The organism is Micromonospora sp. WMMC264, assembly GCF_027497275.1.
Classification (GTDB): Bacteria; Actinomycetota; Actinomycetes; order Mycobacteriales; family Micromonosporaceae; genus Micromonospora; species Micromonospora chalcea.
Window position 1 is genome coordinate 3,277,912 of sequence record NZ_CP114907.1, and the last position, 24,859, is coordinate 3,302,770.

21 protein-coding genes and 3 pseudogenes are annotated in these 24,859 nt (G+C 67.6%); 17 read left to right on the top strand and 7 right to left on the bottom strand.

Annotation, left to right across the window (positions count from 1 at the left end; genetic code table 11):
- Positions 1-69: 69 nt before the first annotated feature.
- From O7542_RS13885 to fxlM, 7 genes are all read left to right on the top strand, one after another.
- Positions 70-1,476 carry an APC family permease gene (locus tag O7542_RS13885; protein ID WP_281606389.1) on the top strand — a complete coding sequence of 469 codons (1,407 nt, stop codon included), beginning with the start codon at positions 70-72 and terminating at the stop codon, positions 1,474-1,476.
- 5 nt (positions 1,477-1,481) lie between these two features.
- Positions 1,482-2,498: an acetamidase/formamidase family protein gene (locus O7542_RS13890; RefSeq protein WP_281606470.1), complete on the top strand. Its 1,017-nt coding sequence runs from the start codon at positions 1,482-1,484 to the stop codon at positions 2,496-2,498.
- Positions 2,495-3,169, top strand: a complete 675-nt coding sequence (locus O7542_RS13895; RefSeq protein ID WP_281606390.1) for a GPP34 family phosphoprotein — start codon at positions 2,495-2,497, stop codon at positions 3,167-3,169. Before O7542_RS13890 ends, O7542_RS13895 begins: the two co-directional genes overlap by 4 nt.
- Before the next feature lie 949 nt (positions 3,170-4,118).
- Positions 4,119-4,451 (top strand): hypothetical protein, encoded by a 333-nt coding sequence (locus O7542_RS13900; protein WP_281606471.1) that lies wholly within the window; start codon positions 4,119-4,121, stop codon positions 4,449-4,451.
- 149 nt (positions 4,452-4,600) lie between these two features.
- Positions 4,601-5,089 (top strand): hypothetical protein, encoded by a 489-nt coding sequence (locus O7542_RS13905; RefSeq protein ID WP_281606391.1) that lies wholly within the window; start codon positions 4,601-4,603, stop codon positions 5,087-5,089.
- A 12-nt stretch (positions 5,090-5,101) separates the two neighbouring features.
- Positions 5,102-5,923, top strand: a complete 822-nt coding sequence (locus O7542_RS13910) for an aminoglycoside phosphotransferase (RefSeq protein WP_281606392.1) — start codon at positions 5,102-5,104, stop codon at positions 5,921-5,923.
- A 103-nt stretch (positions 5,924-6,026) separates the two neighbouring features.
- Positions 6,027-7,259 carry a methyltransferase, FxLD system gene (fxlM, locus tag O7542_RS13915; protein ID WP_281606393.1) on the top strand — a complete coding sequence of 411 codons (1,233 nt, stop codon included), beginning with the start codon at positions 6,027-6,029 and terminating at the stop codon, positions 7,257-7,259.
- A 128-nt stretch (positions 7,260-7,387) separates the two neighbouring features.
- Here fxlM and O7542_RS13920 read toward each other — a convergent pair whose 3' ends face one another.
- A complete protein-coding gene (locus tag O7542_RS13920; protein ID WP_281606394.1) occupies positions 7,388-7,738 on the bottom strand; it encodes a hypothetical protein in 351 nt (116 codons plus the stop codon).
- A gap of 195 nt (positions 7,739-7,933) precedes the next feature.
- On the opposite strand from O7542_RS13920, the gene O7542_RS13925 reads away from it, so the two are divergent.
- From O7542_RS13925 to O7542_RS13935, 3 genes are read left to right on the top strand one after another with little or no spacing between them, the layout of a single operon-like run.
- Complete coding sequence (locus O7542_RS13925; RefSeq protein WP_281606395.1) at positions 7,934-8,560, top strand: hypothetical protein; 627 nt, start codon at positions 7,934-7,936, stop codon at positions 8,558-8,560.
- Positions 8,557-8,874 carry a hypothetical protein gene (locus tag O7542_RS13930; RefSeq protein WP_262013705.1) on the top strand — a complete coding sequence of 106 codons (318 nt, stop codon included), beginning with the start codon at positions 8,557-8,559 and terminating at the stop codon, positions 8,872-8,874. The genes O7542_RS13925 and O7542_RS13930 overlap by 4 nt, the downstream gene beginning before the upstream one ends.
- An 18-nt stretch (positions 8,875-8,892) precedes the next feature.
- Entirely contained in the window at positions 8,893-9,642 is a 750-nt protein-coding gene (locus O7542_RS13935) for a hypothetical protein (protein ID WP_281606396.1), read from the top strand.
- Positions 9,643-9,747: 105 nt separating this feature from the next.
- Here O7542_RS13935 and O7542_RS13940 read toward each other — a convergent pair whose 3' ends face one another.
- A complete protein-coding gene (locus O7542_RS13940; RefSeq protein ID WP_281606397.1) occupies positions 9,748-10,380 on the bottom strand; it encodes a hypothetical protein in 633 nt (210 codons plus the stop codon).
- 64 nt (positions 10,381-10,444) lie between these two features.
- On the opposite strand from O7542_RS13940, the gene O7542_RS13945 reads away from it, so the two are divergent.
- The 4 genes and pseudogenes from O7542_RS13945 (at position 10,445) to O7542_RS13960 (ending at position 16,433) form a co-directional block, all read left to right on the top strand.
- Positions 10,445-10,702: a transcriptional regulator gene (locus O7542_RS13945; protein WP_069089447.1), complete on the top strand. Its 258-nt coding sequence runs from the start codon at positions 10,445-10,447 to the stop codon at positions 10,700-10,702.
- 379 nt (positions 10,703-11,081) lie between these two features.
- Complete coding sequence (locus O7542_RS13950) at positions 11,082-11,333, top strand: hypothetical protein (protein WP_281606398.1); 252 nt, start codon at positions 11,082-11,084, stop codon at positions 11,331-11,333.
- Between the two features lie 278 nt (positions 11,334-11,611).
- A complete protein-coding gene (locus tag O7542_RS13955) occupies positions 11,612-15,529 on the top strand; it encodes a restriction endonuclease (RefSeq protein WP_281606399.1) in 3,918 nt (1,305 codons plus the stop codon).
- Between the two features lie 129 nt (positions 15,530-15,658).
- Positions 15,659-16,433 (top strand): annotated as a pseudogene (locus tag O7542_RS13960) (transposase family protein).
- A gap of 395 nt (positions 16,434-16,828) precedes the next feature.
- On the opposite strand, the gene O7542_RS13965 reads toward O7542_RS13960, so the two are convergent.
- From O7542_RS13965 to O7542_RS13980, 5 genes and pseudogenes are all read right to left on the bottom strand, one after another.
- Positions 16,829-20,398: an AAA family ATPase gene (locus O7542_RS13965; protein ID WP_281606400.1), complete on the bottom strand. Its 3,570-nt coding sequence runs from the start codon at positions 20,396-20,398 to the stop codon at positions 16,829-16,831.
- A 307-nt stretch (positions 20,399-20,705) separates the two neighbouring features.
- On the bottom strand, positions 20,706-21,029 hold the full coding sequence (locus O7542_RS13970; protein WP_281606401.1) for a hypothetical protein: 324 nt from the start codon (positions 21,027-21,029) through the stop codon (positions 20,706-20,708).
- An 89-nt stretch (positions 21,030-21,118) separates the two neighbouring features.
- Positions 21,119-21,247, bottom strand: a complete 129-nt coding sequence (locus tag O7542_RS13975) for a hypothetical protein (RefSeq protein WP_281606402.1) — start codon at positions 21,245-21,247, stop codon at positions 21,119-21,121.
- 373 nt (positions 21,248-21,620) lie between these two features.
- Positions 21,621-21,713 (bottom strand): annotated as a pseudogene (locus O7542_RS30530) (transcriptional regulator); the annotation flags it as partial.
- 111 nt (positions 21,714-21,824) lie between these two features.
- The gene (locus O7542_RS13980) at positions 21,825-22,601 is read right to left on the bottom strand and encodes a transposase family protein (protein WP_274477492.1); all 777 of its coding nucleotides are present in this window, start codon (positions 22,599-22,601) and stop codon (positions 21,825-21,827) included.
- Between the two features lie 132 nt (positions 22,602-22,733).
- Here O7542_RS13980 and O7542_RS13985 point away from each other — a divergent pair.
- The 3 genes and pseudogenes from O7542_RS13985 to O7542_RS13995 form a co-directional block, all read left to right on the top strand.
- Positions 22,734-22,949 (top strand): annotated as a pseudogene (locus O7542_RS13985) (pilin); the annotation flags it as partial.
- Between the two features lie 2 nt (positions 22,950-22,951).
- Positions 22,952-23,932, top strand: a complete 981-nt coding sequence (locus O7542_RS13990; RefSeq protein ID WP_281606403.1) for a conjugal transfer protein TrbL family protein — start codon at positions 22,952-22,954, stop codon at positions 23,930-23,932.
- Positions 23,933-23,935: 3 nt separating this feature from the next.
- Positions 23,936-24,829 carry a PrgI family protein gene (locus O7542_RS13995; RefSeq protein WP_281606404.1) on the top strand — a complete coding sequence of 298 codons (894 nt, stop codon included), beginning with the start codon at positions 23,936-23,938 and terminating at the stop codon, positions 24,827-24,829.
- Positions 24,830-24,859: the final 30 nt, after the last annotated feature.

Sequence of the window (24,859 nt, forward strand, 5' to 3'; positions counted from 1 at the left end):
CCATCACGGACGGCGTTCCCGGCGGCACAGGTACCGATGATTGATTGACGAAATCTGAGGAGATCCCGGATGCCGGATCATGATGAGCTGAAGCGTTACGGCTACACACAGGAGTTGGCGCGTCGCCTCCGATTCCGGGACCTGGTCGCGTATGGCTTGGTGTATATGGTGCCGATCGCGCCGATGGCGATTTTCGGCAGCGTGTACGCCGGCTCCGGCGGGATGGTGGCCCTGGCGTACGCGGTCGGTGTGGTGGCCCTCGTTTTCACCGCGTTCTCGTACGCGCAGATGGTGAAGGCGTTCCCGATGTCGGGCAGCGTCTACAACTACGCCGGCCGGGGCATCAGCGCGCCGGTCGGTTTTCTGGCCGGTTGGGTGATCCTGCTCGACTACGTTCTCGTGCCGGGCTTGCTGTATCTGGTGGCGTCGGTGGCGATGCATGCCACCGTGCCGGCGGTGCCGGTGTGGTTGTGGCTGCTGGGATTCGTCGCGGTCAACACGATCGTCAACTCGGTCGGCATCCGCATGACCGCGATGGTGACCCGGGTGATGCTCGTCGGCGAGCTGATCATCCTGGCGGTCTTCCTGGGCGTCGCCTGCTGGGCTCTCGCCTCGGGCAGGGGCCGGTTCAGCTGGGACGCGTTCTACAACTCCGACACGTTCACCTGGTCGGTGGTGGCGGGGGCGGTGTCGATCGCCGTGCTCAGCTTTCTGGGTTTCGACGGCATCAGCATGCTGGCCGAGGAGGCCAAGGGCGGTTCTCGGCAGATCGGCCGCGCGATGGCCACTGTCCTCGTCCTGGCGGGGGTGTTGTTCATCGCCCAGACGTGGCTGGCCGCGATGCTCGTCCCCGACCCGGGCGTGCTTCTAGCGCAGGGTGATCCGAACGGCACTGCCTTCTACGGCGCGGCCGCGGCGGCTGGCGGTGGCTGGCTGGCGACGCTGTGCGCGGTGGCAACGGCGATCGCGTGGGGTCTGCCGAATTCGATGGTCGCGCAGGTGGCGACGTCCCGGCTGTTGTACGCGATGGCCCGCGACCGGCAGCTCCCGGCGTTTCTGGCGAAGGTGTCGGTACGGCGCAACGTGCCGATCAACGCCACCCTGCTCACCGGCGTCGTGTCCCTCGCCCTGGGCCTGTACATGGCCACCCGCGCTGACGGGATCACGCTGCTGTCATCGCTGATCAACTTCGGGGCGATGGTCGCGTTCCTGGTCCTGCACGTCTCCGTGGTCGTGCACCACCTCATCCGGCGGCGCAGCGGCAACTGGTGGGCGCACCTGGTCATGCCCGGTATCGGGTTCGCGATCTTGGCCTACGTGGTGGTGAACGCGAACATCGCCGCGCAGCGCCTCGGCCTGGCCTGGCTCGCTCTCGGCGTCGTCGTGCTCGCCGGTCTCTACGCCACCGGCCGCCGCCCGTCGCTGTCGGGCCTGGTGCCAGTGCAGCGGTCCGCTCGTGACCTGGAGCGGGTGTGACCACGATGTCTTCCGGAAGTCACTTCACGTATCGGCCGGCGCGTGACGAGTTGGCCTACACCTTCGGCGGGCGGATTCCGGTGGCGCATGTGCGCTCTGGTGACGTGTTCAGCGTGCATACCGAGGACTGCTTCGGCGGACGGGTGCGAGGGCTGGCGGATCTGCCGTCGCAGGTGTGTGCGATGCCGTATCTGAATCCGGTGTCGGGGCCGTTCTTCGTCGAGGACGCCGAACCCGGCGACACCCTCGCCGTCCACATCGCCTCGATCGTTCCGGCCCGGGAGTGGGGTGTGTCCGCGACGTTCCCGTACTTCGGGGCGCTGACCTCGACCCCGCATACCGCGACCCTCCAGCCACCCCTCGACGAGCGCGTCTGGGTCTACGACATCGACCCCACCGCTGGCGTCGTGCGGTACCGCGCGACCACCAGTGGCCACAGGGTTGAGCTGCCGTTGGATCCGATGATCGGCACGATCGGCGTCGCCCCCGCCGCGATGCAAGTCCGCGCCACGATCGTCCCGGACTACTACGGCGGGAACCTCGACACCCCGCAACTGCGCGCCGGCAGCACCCTCTACCTCGGCGTCAACGTCCACGGTGCGCTCCTCGCCCTCGGTGACGGACACGCCCGCCAAGGCGAGGGCGAGGCGTGCGGGGTCGCGGTGGAGATCGCCACCGTCACCACCCTCGCCGTCGAGGTCATCAAGGGCGGCCTTCCCACCGCGTGGCCGCGGCTTGAAAGCGACACCGCGATCATGTCCGTCGGCTGCGCCCGACCACTCGAGGACGCCTACCGCATTGCCCACCAGGACCTCACCACCTGGACCGCCGACCTGTGCGGGCTGGACACCCTTGACGCCTACCAGCTCATTTCCCAAGCCGGCCGGGCGCCGATCGGCAACGTCTGCGACCCCAACTACACGGTTTTGGCTGCGATCGACAAGGCCCACCTCCCTCAGCCGCAGCCCGCCTACGCAGACGCCCACGCCCGGCTCCGCGGCCTCACCCTGGGGCAGCGATGACCGCTTCGGTGCCCGGGCTGCCGCTGCGTGATGAGCTGTACCTGCTCGCCCACAACGACGACACCGGCCAACCCCACATCCACCGCCAAGCCTTGGCCCTCGGTCTCGCCGGCGCCGTCCTCATCGACCTCGTCCTCACCGGCCGCACCACCCTCGACTGCCACGGCCAGGTTGGGGAGCAGCGGGTTCGGCTGCACCTCGATCGGCCCGTCGGCGACCTCATTACCGATGCCGCCCTCACCAGCCTGCGCCACACCCGGCCCGCCCCACCGCTGCGCCACTGGCTGCGCGGGTTCGCCGACGACCTCTACGAACGCACCCGCGCCGGCCTGCACGCCGCAGGGATCCTCCGCCACACCAGCCACCGCCGACTCGGCGGACTGATCCGCGCCGACACCTACCTGCCCACCCACACCCGGTGGCCCGTCATCGCGCGCGCTCGCCTGCGCTACCTCGCCGACGGCCGCGAGCAACCCGACAACCACACCGCCGCCCTCGCCGGACTCGTCGTCGCCCTCAACCTCACCGACCACCTCTATCTCCACGACGACACCACCACCGTCGCCGCCCAGCTGCGCGCCATCGCCGACCAACACCACCGGCCGGTGCGCGACATCACTACCGCCGTCGACGCCGCAGTCGGCGACCTCGCCACCGCCATCTACCGCTAACCACGAGGAAGGAACCCCCGACACCGTGATGCTCCCGTCGACGGTCCCCACCCGCCTGGCGGTGAACCTGGTCGGCAGCGTCCTGCTCGCCGACTGCTTCGCCAGCTCCCCCGGCCATCCGAGGCCCGCGTCGACCGCGCCCACGGTCGCCGGCAGCCGATCCGCCACCACGCACCCCAGCGCCGCCGGGCCAGGTTTGACCCCGTGGCAGCGGCTCACCGCCCTCGCCGACCCCGTCGACACCACACCCGGCGAGGCGCCGAGGAAGACGAACGAGCACCTGCCCGGCGGCTTGCACCCATACCTGCCCGAAGCACTCCTGGAAGACACGGACGTGCTGGCCGGGGCGGTAGCGCCCCGAGAACTGGCCACCGACCTCGCCTATTCGCGGATGCTCATCCGCGGTGTCGTCGCGCTCGTGAGCAGCCAGTACCTCAACCAGGACCTGCGGACGACGAGCCTGCGTGTCATCGCCGACATCCCCGGCATCACCGACCGCGGCCAGAGCAACGACCTCGTCGGCTGCACCGGCCTGACGTTCGCCGTCACCGCCGACGGATCCATCTCGCAGCTCCTGGTGGACCCGCAAGGCGGCGAGGTCCTCGCCGTGCACGAGCGGCTGACCGGCCGGCGGGCGGGCCTGTTCTCGTACGTCCTCATCCTCGAACGCGGCCACACCACCTACGCCGGCGCCCCGTCGGACCCTGACCGGCCGGCCACCAACCTCCACCGTCGCAGGCGCGATCAGCAGCAGGGGTCACCCGAGCTGCGACGCGTAGCCACTGCAGCACCAGGCCACCGAATCATCGCCACCGCCTACCGACAACGGCGAAGGAAAGAGGTACTTCCTCATGGATCTACGAACGTGGGCCGGCTCTGGCCGTCGAACGGGCCCGATCGAGCAACCCTGCCAGGAGTGGCAGGTGCGAGCACCCAGGAGCTGTCGGTGATGTCGTCGCAGTTGCAGACGCCGGGCGCCGGCCCGACGCCAGATCGGCCGCGCTACCGCACGGAGACAACGCCTCCTCACACCCCTCTGCGGCCGACGTGGGCATGCCGGGCATGCGGTCAGGCGTGGCCGTGCCCGCAGGCCCGGCTGCTGTTGAAAGTGGAGTACGAATCGGCTCTCCCTGCGCTCTCGATCTACCTCAGCGGGTTGATGTTCGAGGCGATGCGTGACCTGTTCCACCTCAACCCCCACGACGGGCCGAGCCCGCAGGAGATGTTCGACCGCTTCGTGGCCTGGGGCCCATTCCGAAGATCAATCCTGAAGCAGCAGTGAGCAAACACCGCAGCCTGCCGCTGGTGAGAGGACCTCCGCGACGGCTGGCCGCGACGTCCCCTCTACATCACCGCACGACAAACGCTCGCATCACCGCCCCGACGGCGACGTGATGCGCGCTCATCCCCGTTCGCGATCAAGGAGGAACCTTGAGCATCACCGCAGACAAACCCGTCACGACCGTCGCACACGACCCGCGCACGCTCGTGTCGACCGAGGTGTTCGACAAGCTGACCCGCTACTTCGCCGCCCGGCAGGAGGTAAGCCACACCTACGCCGAGCGCGCGGTCGGGCAATTCCTGGTCTTCCTGAAGGCCCACGCCAGCCAGGCCGGCAAGCCCGACTTCGGGATGCTCCTGCCAACCGGCGAGTCCTACCGGGTCGTGCCCACCCGACCGGTCGACGCCGTCTGGCACGCCCTCCTGCAGATCAGCGAGCCCTACACCGCCGCCTGCCACCAGATCGCCGGCCACTACGTGCACCACCGGCCGATCCTGACCGAAGCCATGCGAGACGGCACCGCCATCACCTACACCCTCGCGGCGTTGCACGACACCGGCTACCAGATCGACATGGAATTCTGGGGCGGTGAGGCCGAGTCCTGCTGTCCGCCGAACCCGCCGCAACCCGGCCGGTAACAGGAGAACCTGATGCGCAGCGACTGGACGACCCTGCCCCGCAGCGTGATCACCAGGATCACCGACCAGGTCGGTGGAGCGTTCGAGGCATCCCCGGCACCCGACGGCAACCACGCACAGATCGCCTCGACCGTCACCGCCCCGTCCGGACCGGTCTTCGTCAAAGCGGCCTGCGGCGAATGGGCCGTCCAGTCGCTGCGCTACGAGCTGGCCGTCACCCAAGCCGTCGACCGGTACCCGCCGGCGCTGCGGTGGCACTTCGAGGCCGATGGCTGGCTGGTTGTGGGAACCGAGCATCTCGCCGGCCCCCACCCCGACCTATCCCCCGACAGCCCCGATCTCGACCTGCTCACCGCCGCCCTGAAAGACCTTCAGCAGACGCCGGCGCCGGGCGATCGGTGGTTCACCCCTGCCGGCCGGCTCGGGTTCACGCACCCGGCGATGCACGGCGGGACACTCGTGCACTCCGACCTCAACCCGACCAACCTGATCATCACACCGCACGGCCTGCGCATCGTCGACTGGGCCTGGGCCACCAAAGCAGCTGCCTGGGTCGAACTCGCACTACTCGTCCAATGGCTGATCGGCAGCGGCCACACCGCCGACCAAGCCGAAGACTGGCTCGGGCAATTCCCGGCCTGGACCGCCACAAGCGCTGACGTGCTCAACCACTTCGCCTCGGCCAACGCCGCGAAATGGGCGACCAAGGCCCGACACAACACCGAGCGCTGGGTACAGGACCTCGCCCAATGGACCGGCGACTGGGCGATCCACCGAGCCCACGGGCGCATAGCTCAAGGCCGTGAGCCACCGCCAAGGGCCCGGCAGTCTTGACAACCGGCAGGCTGGACAAGGTCACCCCACGCCCCAGGATCTCGGCCCACCCAAGTCAGGGATGAACTCGCGCGCTGAGCGCCCGAACCGCAGGGAGCCAACGATGGCCGATCCGCTCGACACCGAGCTCACGGAGACGGCTCGCGCTCGACTGGTCGACAAGCTGCTCGCCGACGGTGCGATCACCTCACCGGCCGTGGAAGCGGCCTTCAGACGGGTCCCCCGCCACCTGTTCACGCCCTCGGGAATCAGTGTCGAGGCCGCGTACGCCGACGACGTCGTGGTCACCCGCCGCGGCCCGGACGGCAAGGCGACCAGTTCGATCTCAGCGCCGTGGCTCCAAGCCGCCATGCTGCACGCCGCCCACCTTCAACCCGGCGCACGCGTGCTGGAGGTCGGATCCGGCGGCTACAACGCCGCGCTCATCGCCGAGGTCGTCGGCCCACACGGCACGGTCACCAGCATCGACATCGACCCCGCCGTCACCGCCCACGCCCGCACCGCCCTCGACACCGCCAGCTACCCGCACGTTGCAGCGGTGCACGCCGACGCGGACGAAGGCTGGGCGGCGGCCGCCCCGTACGACGCCATCATCGTCACCGTCGAGACCAGCGACATCCCACCCGCCTGGACCGACCAGCTCGCCCCCGACGGCGTCCTCGTCGCCCCGCTGCGGATGCGAGGCCACACCCGCTGCCTCACCCTCGTCCGCGACGGCGTACACCTCGTCGCCACCAATGCCCTCGTCTGCGGCTTCGTCCCGATGCAAGGCGCCGGCGCCAACCCCGTCACACCACACCACCTACGCGGCGACGACGTCACCGTATTCATCGACGACCCTGTCACCGAGGCCCTGGATCTCCGCGCGCTGCCCGCCGCCCTCGACGGACCGCGTCACGACGCCTGGTCACCGGTCACCACCCCACCGGCGACCCCGTTCGACACCCTGCACCTGTGGCTGGCCAGCCAACCCCACCCTCACGGTCTGCTCGCCGTCAACCGGCAACGCACCGCCGACCTGGCACCGCAGAACTGGGTGGCCTGCCCAGCCCTGCTCACCGCCGACAGCATCGCCTACCTCGCCACCCGCCAACTCGACCACACCACCTGGCAGTTCGGCACCCACGGCTACGGACCCCACGCCACCACACTCACCGGCCACATGCTCGACCTCATCGCCGCCTGGGACCGCCACCACCGACACCAACCCAGCCCGCACATCGCCGTCTACCCCACCGGCACCGCACCCAGCCCCACCAACCACCGGCGACTACTGATCCCCCGCCCACACACCACCATCGCGATCACCTGGACCAGCAACGGCCATCCCGCATAACCAGCAACGGCCCGTCCACGCCTGCACGAACCACCGTCGCAAACAGAAGACGGCAGGCCGGCCGTGTGACGCAACTGCGGCCAATTCCAATCCCCGCCTCGCGCCGCAGCCCACCCTTGTGGGAGCGGTCAAAGGGACCTGCGGACGGCGGCGACTCCGCAGGCCAGCACGAACGCGAGCGCGATCAACCCGATCCGCAGCGAGGGCACGTCCCGTGTCGGCCGGACGCCGATCGATACCGCGAGTCCCAACTGAGCCAGCAACAGCACACAGACGACGACGCTCAGCGCCCGATACGTGTTCCCGAACTCGAACCAGAACACCCAGGTGCCAGCGATGGCGGGGATGACCATCAGCAGGCTCAGGCCGATCAGCGGGACGGCCAGCCTCCACCGCATACGGGCATCCACCGCCGTTCCCTCCCCGCCTACCGCCGCCGGCACACCCGCTGCCACCCTGGCGGTCAGCGTCGCATCCATGCCCAGTCCATCCTCGGCCTCTGGCGCAAGGGCTACCAAGACTGCCTCAAGGCCAGCCGAGTGACCCACCCCCATAGGTTCTCGCGTTTCCCGTACGGTGTCCCCTGCGCCGTAACGAGCAAATCACCGTATGCGTTGGCCATCTCGCGGGGGCTGAGGCTGATGTTCGGAGACAGAGCCAACGTTCGGCTGTCCTTGGCGAACCTCGACTTCCTCGGCGACGACGACGCACTGCGCACGAACGCCGCGCAAGCTGTCGACGAGTCCGCTACCCGGTCCGCGCCGAGGCTCCACTCCGGCCAGGACCGCACAGCGTCTGTCAGCCTGCTCCTCACCAGAGCCGGACAAGTGGACGACGTGACGATCAGCCGCGACTGGCGACGCCAGGCCGGTGTGACCCGTATCGGGGATGCCGTCTACGAGGCATACACCTGCGCGCTGGGGAGCCTCCTCGAAACCACCGCACTCGAGGAGTTGCAGCCAGACCAGCCCGCCCTGGCTCGACCACCACAGCCGCCAGCTACCAGCACGGAGCCCGAACTCGACCAGGCCCTCTGGCTGCAGCGCACGTGGGGCGCCCTGCACCAAATCGACGCCGAACTCGCCCGACTGTCCCACGCACCGGAGCAGCCCGAGCAACGGACGATCTCCAGTCCGCACGGATGCCTGACGCTTCACCTGCGCGGCGCGGGCATCACGGCGATCACCTCAGACACGGCGCGCGTCGCCGGCATGGACACCGAACAACTCCGGTTCGAGGCTCGATCACTCTTCCGGACCTACGAGCTCGCCCGTCCCGGAGAGACGGAGGCGCGACGATGAAGGACCTGGAGGTCATCACCGACGCGCTGCGCGACGAGGGCAAGAAGTGGCTGGCGATGTCCGACAGCATCGCGGCGGTCAAGACAGCCGCCGAACAGCTGCATCTCGAGCCGTCCGCGTTCTTCATCGGCGACGCGAGCGTGGTCCTGCACGCCGGCTCCTACCGGGACTTCCACACGTTCATGGTGCGGATCCTGAGCGGTGCCGTCACGGAGTTCGATCAGATCGGCGCGACGCTGCGGCGCATCGCTGACGAGTACGACCGGGCCGACGAGGTCGTCTCCCTGGACCTCGACAAGATCTACCGCGCATGATTATGGAAGGCAGTGCAGGTGCAGCCCGCAAGCAGAGACCTTGAGTACGGCGAGCCGTTCAACAAGGCGTTCGACCAGATCCGCTCCGGCATCGACCGAGCCGTCGGCTCCTTCAACGACATCGTGGAACGCGTCAACGAGCACAGGTGGCTTCTCGGACCCGCCGGACTGTGGTGGATCAAGCAGAACCTCGACGCCACCCGCCGGGCCATGACCACGCTGCTCGACCAGGTCGACCACGCGCTGGAACGCCAGGTGCCGGTGCTGTCGCTGATCAACGTCAGCTTCCGGTGGGTCAACGACGTCAAGACTCCCGTCTCCGAGTTGTCGTTCACCGCCACCGAGCCGCGCAGCGACAACATCGCCAAGTGGAGCGGTGACGCGGCGATCGCCTACAACGCCAAGGCCACCAAGCAGAAAGCCGCGATCGACGAGTCGGTGCTGAAGGCCGAGTTCATCAGCCAATGGCTGTTCAAGATCGCCCGCTCGAACGTCGATTACGCCGTCGAGCTGGCCAAGATCGTCACCGGACTCGCCGGCAAGTTGGCGCAGGCCGCCACCGAGGCCAGCACCGTCATCGACATCCCCTGGGCCATCTCCACCCTCGCCAAATCGGTCGGTGACCTCGTCAGCGCCGGCCTCAACACCCTGCTCACCGTCGGGCAGCGCTTCATGGACGCCCTCGGCAACATCCGGGACATCGCCACCCAGGTCGGTGACTACTCGAAGCTACCCGGAAGCCAGTGGCCGCAAGCCGTTCGGGACTGACCCAGCACGAGGCGCCCCTCTCCAGAGGCCACAGCGTGCGCTACCCGGCAAGCGTGGGCGTTCACGCCAAAAGGCAGTGGTCTCGGGGGGACGAGCCAAGGCCGCTCAGGCCGTCGGCACCGCCGCTTGCGTGGCCCGCAGAATCGTCAACGACTTCTCCGCCAGCGCCGAGTTCGCAACGTAAGACTCGCCGCCGACGGCGAGCCACACCTTCACCACCAGGTTGCCGGTACGCGCGTGCACCATGTACTCGGCGTACTTGAACCCCGGGGTCGACCGCTTGGTGAAAGCCTCCGCCTCCTCCCCCACCCCTGGCACAACTCCGGCGGGCGTCATCCCCGTAGCCCGCCGCGTCCCGCGATACAGCTGCCGCGCCTCGTCGGCCGTTGCAAGCGTCGACGCCTCGACCCGAAGATTCGCCTGGTAGCCAGCCTTCGTTCGCATCTCGAACAGGCAGGCGGCACCGGGCCGAGCCAGCGGCGGCCGCGGATCTTCGCGCGTCACCTCGGGCGCCAGGTCCGCCACGACCTTCACATCCGTCCTCGCGCACAGGTCCAGCCCATCCGCGGTGTACGCCGGTTCGGCAGGTGCTGTCGGGCTGGCCGTGACGCCGGTAGCCGAGGCAGATGGCGGGGTAGGCGCCGCGATTGGACCATCATCGGCGTTGTCACAGCCAGCCACCGCCACGGCGAGCAGGACGGCAGCGGCGACGGCCGGGAGACGGACCGAGGTAGACACGACCCGAACATACCCGCTGTCACCGAACGCGACTGTCCGCGCAAGCGACGACTAGGGTTCACGTATGGCCGCCCGTGAGACACCGGAGCAGATCGCCCGCACCAGAACGGTCACCACCGACGCGGTCCTCGGCGGCAGTGTCGACCTGCGCGTCTACCCGTACCGGCTTCTCACCGTCCTGTCGCATCGCGGCGTGGGCGGTGACCAGGTCACGCAGGCCGTCGCCGCCGCAGAGGTGCTGGAGCGATTCGGCTGGGAACTGATCACAATCTCCGAGTTCGCGAGCAGCAGGATGGTCTACGCGATCATGCGCCGACGGTGACGCCAGACCCTCCATGACTACCGCGGAACGCCGTCGCGAGAGCGACTACTGGGCGATGGCCCACAGAATGACAATTATTGCTACACCGCTGCTCGCCTCTCGGGCCGTCGTTAGACGTGGGGTGTGGAGCCGGTGCAAGGCTGGTGCTTCCGGTGGCGCCGAGGAATAGGGCGTGCCGGATGGCTTCGAGGCACTGCCCTCCCAGCCTGCGGGTACACCGAATAGTTCGCGCGACCGCGCGGCAGACTGGGCTGCGGGTCGGCGCCGACGAGGCCGAGGCACCAGAACGGCTACCCTCAGGACCCCGGCAAAGTCGTGACGGTGTCTGACTTGTGCGGCTGGGAGTAGACGCGCCGCTGTTGGTGGCAGCAAGACGGGCATGACCTTTTCGAAGATCATCAAGGTTCTCTACGGGTCAGCCCGGTGGGAGATCGACAACTTCCGGACGGAGCGGTGCATCAAGGTGGTGCCGGCGCCTGACGATACTGCGGCTGCGTCTGACATCGAGTTAATTGCTGCTGCCCGGGTGGGGACCGTCGGCGCTTCCGACGTCGACAGCTACGACGTTTCATGGTCGAACCGGCGCCGCTTGGCGAGGCGAGCACTGGACAAGCTCGGTTGGGACGTGTGAAAGGGCAGGCCGAGATCGGACCTGTAGTCGTTCGGAACCCATCTTCGGATTCGGACCCGAGGAAGGGATCTTGTACGTGGCATGCAGCAGCGCTCCATCTCCGTTGAAGCGACCCCGCCGCCAGCCCGTCACCGCATCGCACCGCGAGCAGGCGGCAACCTTGGCAAGGGATATCCTGCTTCGAGCCAGAGATGTCGATATCGCCAGAAAATCATGCTACGCAGCGTGGGAGGGGGCCGATGCCTGCGAATGGTCCGCTGCCGGGGAAGAATCCCCGGTTGCCCCCGACCCCCAGCCTCTCCGAGTACGAGTTCGAGGACTTTACCGAGCGTCTGCTCAGTGCGAACCGGTTCTGTCCGGGCTCGGCTCGTCGGATAACCCGGGTAGAGCGTTGGGGCCGGCGAGGCGACTCCCAGGACGGCATCGACTTCGAAGGTGACTACAGCGACGGAAAGACCGCCGCTTGGCAGTGCAAGCGATACGACAAGCTGACGCCGGCAGACGTCCGGGAAGTCGTGCGCGTCTGCACCTTTCAGGCTGACGAGTACTACCTGGTCTTCTCTGGCGAGGCATCGCGCGACGCCAGAAGGGAGATCAAGAAGCACCCCGACTGGCAGCTACTTGATCAGCGCGCCCTTGGACGCATGTTGGACGACCTCCCTTTGCATAAGCGACGGGACGTCCTTGATGCGACGTGGGACCGGCCGACCCGGCAGTTCCTTCTTGGTGTGCCCGGCACCGACGCATTTCTCAGTATCGACACCTTTGCCGCAGATCGCATGAAGGAGGACGCGCTGCTCAACGACCGTGGACCCCTCATCGGACGTGACGCGGAGCTCGCCGCGCTTCGGACTGCACTCGACCGATCAGCGGACTTCCCGACGGTCGTCGTTGTCGCCGGCCCTGGAGGCCGCGGCAAGACCCGTTTGCTCACTGAAGCATTGGCAGAGTTCGAGCAGGCCAACCCGCAGGTTCCGGTCGTCTGCCTTTCGCCCGGACGCAGCCTTGACCAGGGGGCAATCGACGAGCTTCCGCACACGCCGGCCGTGGTACTGGTGGACGACGCACACCGTGACCCGGCCGCCCTCGCAGCGCTACTTACCTACACGCGCCTGACGGAGAGCACGCAGGTTGTCCTCGGCTCCCGGGCGTCTGGGGTTGCCGCCGTGCAGGCCGAGATCATCAACGCCCGGTTTGCGCCGGCTCAGGTCGAGACAATCCCGGTCGAGGAGCTGAGTTGGCGGGACGCACGCAAGCTGGTCGCGAGCATCGCCGATGACCTCGACCTGACCCTAGCGGCGCAGGAGTACTTCGCCGGCCAAGCCGTTGACTCTCCGCACGTGGCGGTCATCGGCATCAACCTGATCCGTAGCGGCCGGTTGACAGCGCCCCTGAAGGCCGATGACGCCCTTCGCCAGCAGGTTCTCGCCCGGTACCAAGAGGTTGCCACCGGCGAGCTGGAAGGCCTACCAAACCGCACCGTACGACGAGCACTCGCCGTCTTCGCGGCTCTCAGCCCCATCGACGACACCGACGACACACTGCGCACAGACATCGCCCGATTCATCGACTTGGACACGGGCGACCTGCTGCGCCTCTGCCAAAGCTTGCAAGATCGCGGCGTCCTAGTGACGCGCAGCGGACTGACCCGCGTAGTCCCCGACGTGCTTGCAGACGAGATCTTGGAGACCGAGGCCGCGGTCGGGCGCCACGCGACCGGCTTCGCTCAACAACTCTGGGAGGCCTTCGGTAGCCCTTCCGACAACCGGCTCGTGACCACGCTCGCGGAACTCGACTGGCGGCTCGTTCGACGGCACGGGCCATCGGTCATCGGGCCGATCTGGGAGTCGGTGGCGGACCGGCTCCGCATTGCCGAACCCGTCGAGTTACATCGAGCGCTTCGTGGGCTTCGGAACCTGGCGACCACCCTGCCAGTTCCGTTCCTGACAGTGCTGGAGGAACTCCGGGTCCGGTTGCAGGAGCATGACCGACCGGTCCCCGACGCTGTAGCCGCCCACCCGTTCTTCTACCGAGTCGAGGACTCACGGCACGTTCTCTGGCTCATGCCCGAGCTGTACGGGCAGTGCGCTGCCAGCGCCCCAGAGACGCTCGAAACGGTCCTCGACGCGCTCTGGTCGCTACACCGCGATGACTCACGGCCGCCAAACCAGCACCCGGGCCATGCTGCCCGGGTCATCAAGGACCAGCTCGCGAGCATCGGCGACATGTTAGACCCGTCGTTCCCCTCCCGAATCGTGGCGTGGATCGACAAGCAACTCGCTCAGGCGACCGACCCGCAGCACGCGACGCCGATGTTCGCGCTACGTCCCCTGCTGGCAAAGGATGGCACCCGGACCGTCGCAGAAACCCGCCGACGCATCTCACTTCGCCCGTACGCCGTCTCGGCGGCCTGGGCACGCCCGATCCGGGACTCGATCCGATCGACTCTTCTCCGACAAGCAAGCGGGACCGACCTGCGCCGAGCCGGGGAGGCTATTCGCCTTCTCGGCACAGCGGTCCGTCAACCGGCAGGTCCGGCCAACCGGGAAGTAACCAGGAAAGAGGTCCTGGACTGGGAAGAGGATGATCTCGCCACGCTGACGACCTTGGAGAGGGCGGCTGTTTCCACCGGCAGTGCCGTGGTCCGCCGATTGATCCGCCACGAGATTGGCTGGACAGCCGAGCATGCTCGATCGGTACGTGTTCGCCATGCTGCTCTGACTCTCGTGACGTCGCTCGACAACCGGGACGACGACCTGGCAGACGTCCTCCTCAGCACGTTCCGAGGCTTCCCGACCCGGCGCGGAGTGACGGTTGCAACGCTCAATAAGCTACGGGCGGCGGAAGAAGCGCGAGCCGCCCGTGAAGCCGGTATGCGGCAGGACGAGATCGATGCAGAACACCGCGAACAGCTCCGAGTCAGGATCGAGGAGCGGATTGCGATGCAGGAGCATACAGTCGCGCAGGTCGTCACGAGGCTTACGTCCTACAGCATCCCTGCGTTGGTGCGTACGCTCCGCGCCCGCGCGGTAGAGGTCGAGCTGGCCGCACCTAGGCCACCTACGCTGTGGGGCGTCTGGCGGGAGTTCGGCAAGCAGAGATCCGATCTCCTCCCTCACGTGGTTCGGGAGATCGCCGACGGACCGGCGTCGGTCCTCGACCAGAGTCTGCACCAGCTGCTGGATGCCTGGGCCGACTACGACGAGACCGGTTTACTCGCTTGGCTGGCTGACGCTTCGAGCTACCGCATGGAGGTGCGCCTGGCCATCGGCAACGCCTTCGCCACGTATGCCTGGACGGACCGCGGGGCACCCTTCGTGAAGATCCACCGCGAGGGCATAGCGGAAGCCGAGCCTGAGCTACGCAACCGGTACATGATGGGCAGCCACAAGTTGCTCGCTACCGCGCCGGCCGCCACGGCCCGCCTTCTGCTCAGCGAACAAGCTTCACCGCACGCGCTAACAAACGCACTGGAGAGCGCATGCGGCTACGCCGGGCTCAGCTGGGGCCAGACCCTCAGCAAAGAGGACGCATCAGCAATCCTCGAATTGATCAACTACGCAGGCTGGGACGATTACACCGTTCAGCAGATCGCCGCCGGCATTGCACTCACTTACCCACGCCTGGTTCTAGACCATCTTCAGAACCTGCACGGCGACGGCGGCCGCTTGCCGACAGACGTCGACGGCTTCGCGGGCGCCTTCGGCCGAAACGCCGAGGCGCTCGCGCACTGGATGGTCGACCGCGCTCATCACGGCGAAGCCGCGCACGCATCAATTGTCGTCTCCATCGCCATGGGGGATGGCATGACGACCGCTCAGGCTCAACATCTCGCCGCCGCCGTCGATAGGCTCGACGATGCCGCACTCAAGGACATGGTGTCGGCACTCCGAGACGTCGCCACGTGGCCTCTGCACCATCTTGACTTGGCCAGGGCCATTCTCGTCAGGGCGCGCCGCGTGAACGACGATCTGCCGACGCGTGCGCTCGCCGACATCTCGGACGCCATGACGCTCCGCTCATGGGGATACTCGAACGGCGTGTCCGACGAGCTCAACAAGACCCGCGCGGCCGCCGCACAGGCAGCAAGCACTGAGACAGATCCGGACCTCAAGGCAGCGTTCACGGCTGCCGAGTCCTGGGCGGCAACCCACGCCGCGCAACTTCTGGCCGAAGCTGACGAGGAAGCCGACTGATCACTGAGCCCTTTCCAAGCTGGTCTTGCAGCTCAAGGCGGGTGTGGCAGGCTCGGTGATCGATGGGTGCGAGGCTCCAGGTAGGACAGCTGTCGACCAAGACTCGAAGCCCCGACCGGGAGCCTCGCCATGCTGTCCTACCCCGCCACGATTCCGTTGTCCAGCCGCACCCTGAACCACCTCGCCGAACGCATCCGCGGCCACCGCAAGCAGCGCGGCTCCCGGTGGCGACGCCTCGACCCCGGCCGGCAGGCGCTACTGACTCTGGCTCACCTGCGCAACGGCGACACCTACACCCGACTCGCGGCCGGCTTCCAGATCGGCGTCGCCACCGCCTGGCGCTACGTGCAGGAAGCCATATCCCTGCTCGCGACGGCCGCCAACGACCTGGCCACCGCCATGGAACGGATCCGCCGGCTGGCGTACGCGATCTTGGACGGCACCCTGATTCCGATCGACCGGGTCGCTGACCAGAAGCCGTACTACTCCGGGAAACACAAGCATCACGGCGTGAACGTGCAGGTCATCGCCGATGCCGCTGGCCGGCTCGTCTGGGCTTCGCCGGCGCTGCCCGGTTCGGTCCACGACCTGACCGCAGCCCGAACCCACGGCATCATCGAGGCGCTGACCACGGCAGACGTGATGACCTTCGCCGATAAGGGCTACCAGGGCGCCCGTGGCAGCGTGCGCACCCCCGTTCAAGCGACGCCGCTTCCGGCCGAAGCTGTCACGCCGGGAGAAGACCGTGAACCTCGCCCACGCGAAGATCCGCGCCCGGGGCGAACGCGCGATCGCCACCCTCAAGACCTGGAAAATCCTGAACAAGCTGCGCTGCTGCCCACGGCGAGCAACCCCGATCGTGCAGGCCATCCTCGTTCTGCACCACGTCGAAGCCAACCGCTAAACAGGATGAAAAGGGCTCAATGTAATTGCCGTGCAGCTGGCGCCTTACCCACTGGGTTGAACAGAGCGCCGTATCGCGCTCCTCAAGGTGGCGTTGAACGAGGAGATGACCGAGCACCTCGGCTACGAGAAACGTGACCAAGCCGGCACGAGGTCGAACACATCCGCAACGGCACCCGCTCGAAGAGGGTTCCGACCGACGCTACCGGTCCAATCGACGACCTGTGCCGTAACTCCACCAGGTGGCATGGCTCAACCGGTGCCACGTCACGCTCCAGCGAGACCGGGCCGACAACAGCTCGTGCGGCACGACGTCATCGACGCCGTCGTCCATCTACGCGCCACCTAGTCGACCAGGCCCCGGTTGAATCCCGACAATCTCACCTGGGCGAGCTTTTAGCCGACTGGCGTCGCGGGCAAGCCGTAACGGTCGCGTTCTTCAGCGCTGAGCGCACGAGGCTCACCGCTTCCGGTGGAAGTCATCGCGAGGCCATCGCATACGTCCCAGCTCATGATGATGCCGTCGCCGTAGGTGACAACGAGAGCGTCTTGCCATGACAGGCTCCGCACGATCCCGTGCGACATGTCGACTACGCCAAGCGGTCGTCCGTCTTGGGCGCCCCAGAGGTAGAGCACATGGTCATCGCTAATGCTTGCCAGCCGGTGCCCGTCGGTCGACCAGCTCAAGTGCTGCACCTTGCCCATATGCCCGATACAACGCACGCTGACGCGCTGCTGCGCTACGCCCCAGATCTCGATCTGGCTGCCGACCGCAACCGCGAGTTTGGTGGAGTCATCCGACCAGGCCAGAGCCGCTATGTTACCCGACCCATCGGTTTGCCATCGATGGATGCATGTGTAGTCATCTCCTCGCCAGAGGCTCACGGTGTATTTGCTGACGACTGCAGCTATGAAACTTGAGTCCGGCGACCAAGCAATCTTCCCTGTGCTCTCTTCGCTCCCTTCGAGAACTGCTAAGCGCTGCGCTTTACCGACGTGCCAGACGGAGACTGCGGCTGGCGTTCTGCCGTAGAAGCAATGTGTGTGGACGGCCAGCCGGGTGCCGTCTCCAGACCAGGCAAGTCCATACGCCCACGGAAATGGCGTTGATGCCGGAATGCGTTTCGGCATTCGTCGCGGGCAAGCACCCCATTGTGCGTAGAGGACACCAGATCTCGCATCCCATACCGTGACTTGCTCCTGCTTAGCAGTGGCGACCAGGTCTCCCAGTGGCGAGAACGCGATCGACAGGCAATGATCGCCTCCGAGCGGTAGGGGCGGCAACGTTTTAGCCGCTTCAATGATCTCTGGCGGCGTTCCGGTCCGCTTTACGAGGGCTCGCTCGAGATCAGGCGACCAAGAGACTCGCTGCAGCTCTCCGGTAGGCATGCGGTGGAAGCTTCGGTCGACAACATCCCAGATCTCCACGTTATGGAATGAGGTTCCCAGGCCGATACGCTTGCCATCGGAGGACCACGCGATCGTGCTTATTTGGTGAGGACGTGCCCGCCGCTCGACTGTCCGGCCTGTGCCTACGTCGATCAGCGCCACCCGGTCTCGGTGTCGTGTTCGATTGACGGAGCAGGCGATGACATCACCGATGGGCGACCACGCCATTGCTCCGGCCAAGCCGGGGGGCGCGCTTTCGGCGGCTTGGCCGGTGTCAGTGTCGTAGATCCACAGCGTGCGCAGTTTCGGCACGAAGATGTCGCTGCGGCGTAGCGTGAAAGCCGGGGCGGCTGAGACAGCGAGGCGGATGCCGTCGGGCGCCCAGCACAACACCGGTTTTGACCACGCTACCTGCTGTCGCAGGATCTCCGACGTCTGCTCGCCGACGCCGATCACGAGCAGCAGACCGTCTGAGGCGATGGCCAGCCGGTCGCCTTGAGGAGACCATGCCGTGGCGTGAACGTTCGTGGCAGGGATGCTGGTGACCAATCTGGGGACGTCGTCCTTGAGGCGGTAGACGTCAACGGCGCGGTAGTCGAAGGTTCCCGCGAAGCACGCATCACCTCCCCACGAAAACGAGTCGAATGACGCCAGAAGACTCCCCCGCCGTCTGCCCAGGTTACGGCCGTCTGCGACACGCCACAGCATGACAGCTCGATCGCGCTCTGTGAGGGCAAGGGCTCCCGTGGCACTGAGCAGGGTCTGACCGCATGCTTCTGGGTCAGCGGCGAAGGCGACCCCGGTGAGGCGGCCAGCGTCGTCCCAGGTGCAGACGCGGCCCATCTTGTCGGCGGTGCGCAACCCCTGGTTGTCGGGCAGCCAGACGGCGGAGGTGATGCCGGTGGTGTGTCCGATGGTAAGGCGCCGGGTTTGCGGTGCGGCGGTCAGGGCCCAGTGCGTCATCGTCGCTGCCAGGGTGGGTGGCAGCTCGTGCAGCGCGGTGTTGGCGAGCGCCACGGCCAGTTCGTGGTCTTGTCGGCGCACCTGTTGCGCGAACTCGGCAACGCGCTCGGACTGTCGGACGCGGTGCTGGTGATCAGTCTCCTGGGAGGCGTCGAGCAGGTGGCGGGCTGCGGTGGAGAGGGGCACTTCGGCGGCCAGCGCAAGGGCATCGGCGAGGGTTTGGCCGCGCAAAAGGTCGTCTGTCTGTGGGTTCGCTTGCCACGCTGCCGCGCGGTGTTCGAGTTGGGTGATGCGGTGCAGGCGCTCCTCGTTGGCGTTGATCAGAGCGGCGAGTCGGTGCCACTGGCGGAGCAGGGCGTCGTGGGTCAGTTCGAGGCAGGTGCCGTCGTCGACGTCGATGATCAGGCGGGCTGCCCTGAACTCCTCAAGGATGTGGGCGGCGGTGGTATCAAGGTCGGCTCGACGGATCGTCCGTCGTACGGCTTCCTTGCCTTCCAGGCCGATGCCGCGCAGCAGGGCAGAGTCGACGGCGTGTCGGGGGTACCGCACGGTAAGCGACTCGTAGATCTGTTCAGCGTGAGCTGCGATGGCGCCGCCCACCTCGCCGGCCTGTTCGTATTGGGCCACCGTGATGTGCCGGCGGTCAGACTGAAGGTGTAGACGTTGTAGCAGGTGGCTGAGCAGGGGAAGCGCGTCACCGACCGTGGCGTCGGCGGTCATGCGGTCGATGAGATCGTCCTCGAACGTGAGTCCTGCAGCCCGGGCGGGCCCCGCGATGGCCTGTCGGATGCGGGCCGGATCCAGCAGACCGATGGCGACAGGCCGGGTGATGAAGCCGGCTTGCTGCTCGGTGAGCCGGCGGCGGAACTCGGGCCGGATCGCCACCAGCAAGCGCAGTTCCGGCAGCACCGTCAGCGTGCGGGTCAGCAGGCTCCACCACAGGGCCCGGTCGTGCTCGTCGGTCAGGGTGTACAGATCCTCGGCTTGATCGACGACGAGCAGCACAGGTCCGCGGGCGAGGCTGAGGAGGCTCGGCATAACCTGCAGCGGAGCTTCCGGAGCGGCGGCTTCCTCGCGCAACAGCCGCGCCGTCTGCAGCACAGCGGCCGGGCCATCCGCCAAGGCTGCGGCGAGGTTCATAAACGGGTCGGCAGCCGGGCGAAGCGGACCCACCACGGTCCACCGCCGTGGTAGTCCAGCGATGACGCCCGCGCGGATCAGCGACGACTTGCCCACTCCCGACGGGCCGACGATAGCGACGATCCGGGTTGCCGGCGCCGGCCCCGAGCGCTCCAGGCGATGCAGTACGTCGCTTGCCTCGCGGTCGCGGCCAAAGAACACACTGGCGCGCTCCACCGTGAACGGCGCGAGGCCCGGGTATGGGCTTTCCGTGCTCCGCCACGTAATCGCCGTCCGGCGGTGCAGGAAGTACCGCCAGCCAAGCCACACGACAACGCAGAGCGGAAGCCACAGGTAGGCGTAGTCAAGGACAAACCGCCACGGCCCATGCCAGCTGTCCGTTCGCGCCGTCACGATGTTGATAGCCAGACCGACGGCGATGGTGCCCAGCAGGGCCCCGGACTCGCGACCGTACTCCCCTGGCGCCCGCCCCACCTGATCATCGCACTACGCGAAGGCGCTGCTCGCCAGCGCGTGACGGATAGCCGACAGAGACGCCGGCGTAGCCGGGACTGGACCCAGACCCTGACTCGGCAGCCACGGTGCGAAAGACCTACCCCAACACGAATGGTCGTGTCCCTATCAGCGGTCCGCCGACGCCACCCGACCCGGCGACAACACCCCCGGATCATCCGACAGGCAGGGGCATGAAAGTCATACCGGGCCGGGCGACCGAGGGCCCCCGGCTGGGGACGATTATGGAGGTAACGGGTGGGAGACCAGGGTTCGCTACGTCGGAGGGCTACAGCAGGCGCTGCCGGGGCCTCCACCCTTTCACGTACAGCCAGGTGCCCCACCCCAGCAGGGCCACCACCAGCAGCGGGCACAGCAGGATCGGTGCCGCGAACACCAACACCGTCAGCACGACTAGGGCGAGTACGCCTGAAGCGGTCCACGCCGAGATGCGGGCGTTGTCATCGAGCAGCGGCCGACGTGCCGGGGGTGGCCGGTAGCCGGGCTGACGCCGGTACGCGTGGTGCAGCATGGTGGGGTCGGCGATGTTCTTGCGGGGCGGTGGCAGCGGCGGCAGGCCAGGAATCTCGTAGCGTGGCCGGTCGTCAGCCATTCCGGTCCACAATCTCGCGCGTTGCCCAACGGCTCGTCTCGCGGGGCTCGAAGATTCGCCACACAGCGAGTTCTCCTCGGTCAGTCGGTTCAAGGTTCGATGCCGCGTTCAGCGCAGATCCGGGCGGCCACCATCAGGTAGATCGCCTCCTGGTGCGGGACGTCATGCTCATTGACGAGCGCGTTTCGGACGGCCCCCTGGTCGACGTCGTATTCCATCCGGAGCAGCATCGCAATGACGAGCTGGTCGCGGTTGACGGTGATCGTGCTGCGGTCAAGAGAACGGTGATCGTGCTGGCCATCTTAGTTCTCCTCCTCAGCGGTCGGATATGCGACAGCGACAGCCCTGTCGAAGCCAGTGGACAGGGCTAAGCGGCTTTGGCGTGACCGGCGCGGCGGGCGCCCGCCTGCCGCGCTTGGCGGGCTTGGACGGCGAGGGGGTAGTCGGCTTTCGGGTCGTCGAGGCGTCGCGTCTCGCGGCGGACGACGTCCATGTTCGGTATGTCGTACTGCTCGGCGGCGGTCGCTCGTCTTCCGAACATGCGAGCCGCCTCCTACCTGGTACCGGCGATGGGTGCGGACACGGACAGCAGCCAACGTGTCTGGACTGGTCGAGTGCGTACGCGCCGGTGCCCAGCGTCGGGTTGTCGTCGTGGCCGGGACGGGGGGCGCTGAGCTGGTAGAAGCCCCGGCGTGCCCGGTGGCGCGGCGAATCGGCGTAGCGGTTCCTTCGGTAGAGCTCGGCGCTCCGGCCGGGGTTGTCCGTAGGTTGCGGATAGCCATTACTGAGCCATTTTCATCGTGGGTAGCGGGCCTCCTCGGCGGCTTGGAGGACGAGGATGGCCTGGACGATTGGGGTGGCGCGGCGTGGGCAGCAGCGGAGTTTGGTCAGGATCTTCCACGTCTTGAGCGTGGAGACGGCGCGTTCGCCGAGGGCTCGGATCTTGGCGTGGTGCCGGTTGACGGACTTCTGCCGGCGGGACAGTCGGGTGCGGCGGCGTTTGAACGGGGTCCAGATGGCGCCGCGGGCGCCTTGATAGCCCTTGTCCGCGAAGGTCAGCACGTTGGTGCTGGTCAGGGCGTCGATCAGGCCGTGCGTGCGGGCGGCGGTCAGGTCGTGGACGGCGCCGGGCAGGGCGGGTGAGGCCCAGACCAGCCGCCCGGCCGGGTCGGCCAGGACCTGCACGTTCACGCCGTGTCGCTTGTGCTTGCCGGAGTAGTAGGGCCGCTGGTCGGCGACCCGGTCGATCGGGATCAGCGTGCCGTCGAGGATCGCGTACGCCAACCGGGTGACTCGACGCATCGCCGCGGTGAGGTCGTCGGCGCAGCCGGCGAGCAGGTCGACGGCCTCGCGCAGGTAGCGCCATACGGTGGCCACCGACACGGCGAAGCCGGCGGCCAGCCGGGTGAGGGTGTCGCCGTTGCGCAGGTGGGCCAGAGCCATCAGCGCCTGCTGCTGCGCAGGCAGCCGGCGCCAGCGGCCGCCGAGCGTGCGGCGCCGACCACGGATCAGCTCGGTCAGGCGGGTCAGGCTACGCGTGGACAGCGGGATGCTGGCAGGATAGGTCAGCAACGAAGCTCCTGTGCTGGGCAGTGCGTCTTGGTCGACTGCTGTCCTACCGGGAGCTTCGTCCTATCTGGAGCATCGACACGCCCCTGCCTACCTGCTCAGGCCCCTTGATCACGATGAAAATGGCTCAATCAGGTCGTCTCCAACATCACTGGCTGGATCATGGGCATCATCGCGTTGGTCGCGACGATGTTCTTGGTCATTGGTGGTCTGCGGTACATGGCCGCCGGCGGTGACCCGGCCCAGGTCGAGCAGGCCAAGGGCAACTTCAAGTCTGCGTTGGTCGGCTACGCCTTGGCGGTGTTGGCCCCGGTGATCCTGCAGGTGTTGCAGGGCATCCTCGGCGGCTGAGGATGACCACCTGGTTGATGAACGATCTGGTCCGCTGGCTCGCGGAACGGGTGATCGATCTCCTTGGCGGGCTGCTGGCTTTCCTGACGTCCTCGATCTTCGTGTCGCCGGATGTGACCGGGCTGCCGCAGGTGCAGTCGATCGCCGGAAAGAGCGCCCTCGTGGTCGACGCCTGCTTCATTCTCGCGATCGTCGCCGCGGGCGCCGCGGTCATGTTGGGCGACTCCGTCGAGACCCGCTACACGGTCAAGCAGCTTGTGCCGCGGCTCGTGGTCGGGTTGGTCCTGTCGGCGTTCGCGGTTCCGTTAACCGGCGTGCTCATCGAGGTGGCGAACGCGTTGACCACGTCGCTTGCCGGGGTGGACGCCCCGACGACCGAGGCGGTCACGTTCGTCAAGGCGCGGCTCGCTTCCGCGGTGGAGGACCCGAGTTCGGGCCTGCTGATGCTGATCATCGGGCTGCTGATCGTGGTGCTGATGTTCCTGCTCGTCGGCGGCTGGCTGACCCGCATCGCGGTGCTGGTCGTGTTGGCCGGTGTCGCGCCGGTGGCCTTGGCCTGCCACGCGACCCCTTGGACCGAGGGGGTCGCGCAGTTGTGGTGGCGGTCGGCGCTGGGCTGTCTGGCCACCCCGACGCTCCAGGCGGTCACGTTCTCGGCCGGCGTCAACCTGGTGATCGATCCGCGGGGGAACCTGCCGGTCCTGCTCGGCCTGCCTGGCTCCGACAACCTGAACCTGCTGCTCGTGGTCGTCGTGCTGTGGATGACGGTCAAGGTTCCGAGCCTGGTGCGGCGGTTCTCCGGTCAGCAGGGCCGCAGCGTCGGCATCGGCGGCGTCGTCCTGCGAACGGTGGCCCTGCAGGGGATGACCCGCAACCTGGGCCGACTCAGAGCCGCCCCGGTCCGGCGCACGCCGCTGGCGTCGAGCAACCCCAGCCGCCCGCCCTACCGCCACATGCCCGGCGTCTACCCCAGCCCGGAGTGATCAATGAACAATCTGGATGAGGCGGCGCCGCACGCGGTGGTGCCGGCCAACGTCAACGAGCCGGACCGGGTCGCGTTCGGGCTCACCTTCCGTCAGCTCGGCATCATCGGCGGCGTCGGCTTGGCCGCTGCCGGTGTCTACCGCTCGTTCGGGCATCTGCTGCCGCGGCCCGTGTGGCTCGTCGGCGGTGCTGTCGTGTTCGCTGTCGCGGTCGTGGTGGCGCTCGGCCGCCGCGACGGCCTGCCCTTGGACGTGTGGCTGCGGCACGCCTTCACGCTCTCGCACAGCCCTCGCGTGCTGACACCCGGGACGGCCGGCGCGGTCCCGGGCGCGGCCGTGGAGGGGAAGCCGATCGTGCCGGCGCTGTTGCGGTCGCCGGTGACGGCGGTCAGCCCCGCTGGTGTGCTCACCAGCGGGGGCAGCGACAAGGTGGTGATCGCCTGCGGCACCACCAACATTCACCTGCGAACCGGCGGTGAGCAGGGCGCGTTGCTGGACGGGTTCGGCCGGTTCCTCAACGGCTTGACCGGGCCGGCGCAGATCGTCGTGGCCGCGCAGCGCCACGACCTGGCCGCACACGCGCATGCTGTCGCCGATAACGTCCGGCGCCTGCCGCACCGGGCGCTGCAGGCCGCCGCCGAGGACCACGCCGCGTTCTTGCTGGACCTTGACGGCGAGCGTGATCCGTTGCGCCGGCAGGTACTCGCGGTCGTCACCGGCGCGCGAGCGGGCGACACCGCGGTGCGGGCGTTGTCCGGGCTCGGCGTGCACGCCGCCGTGTTGGACGGGTCTGCGGTGTGCGCCGCGCTCGCGGGCGCGGTCGACCCGTTCTCCCCACCGATGCCCGGCCCACGCGCGGTGCCCGGCGTCCCCATCACTCTGCGGAGCAGCACATGAACCTGTGGAAAATCCCCAAGAAGAGTGTCC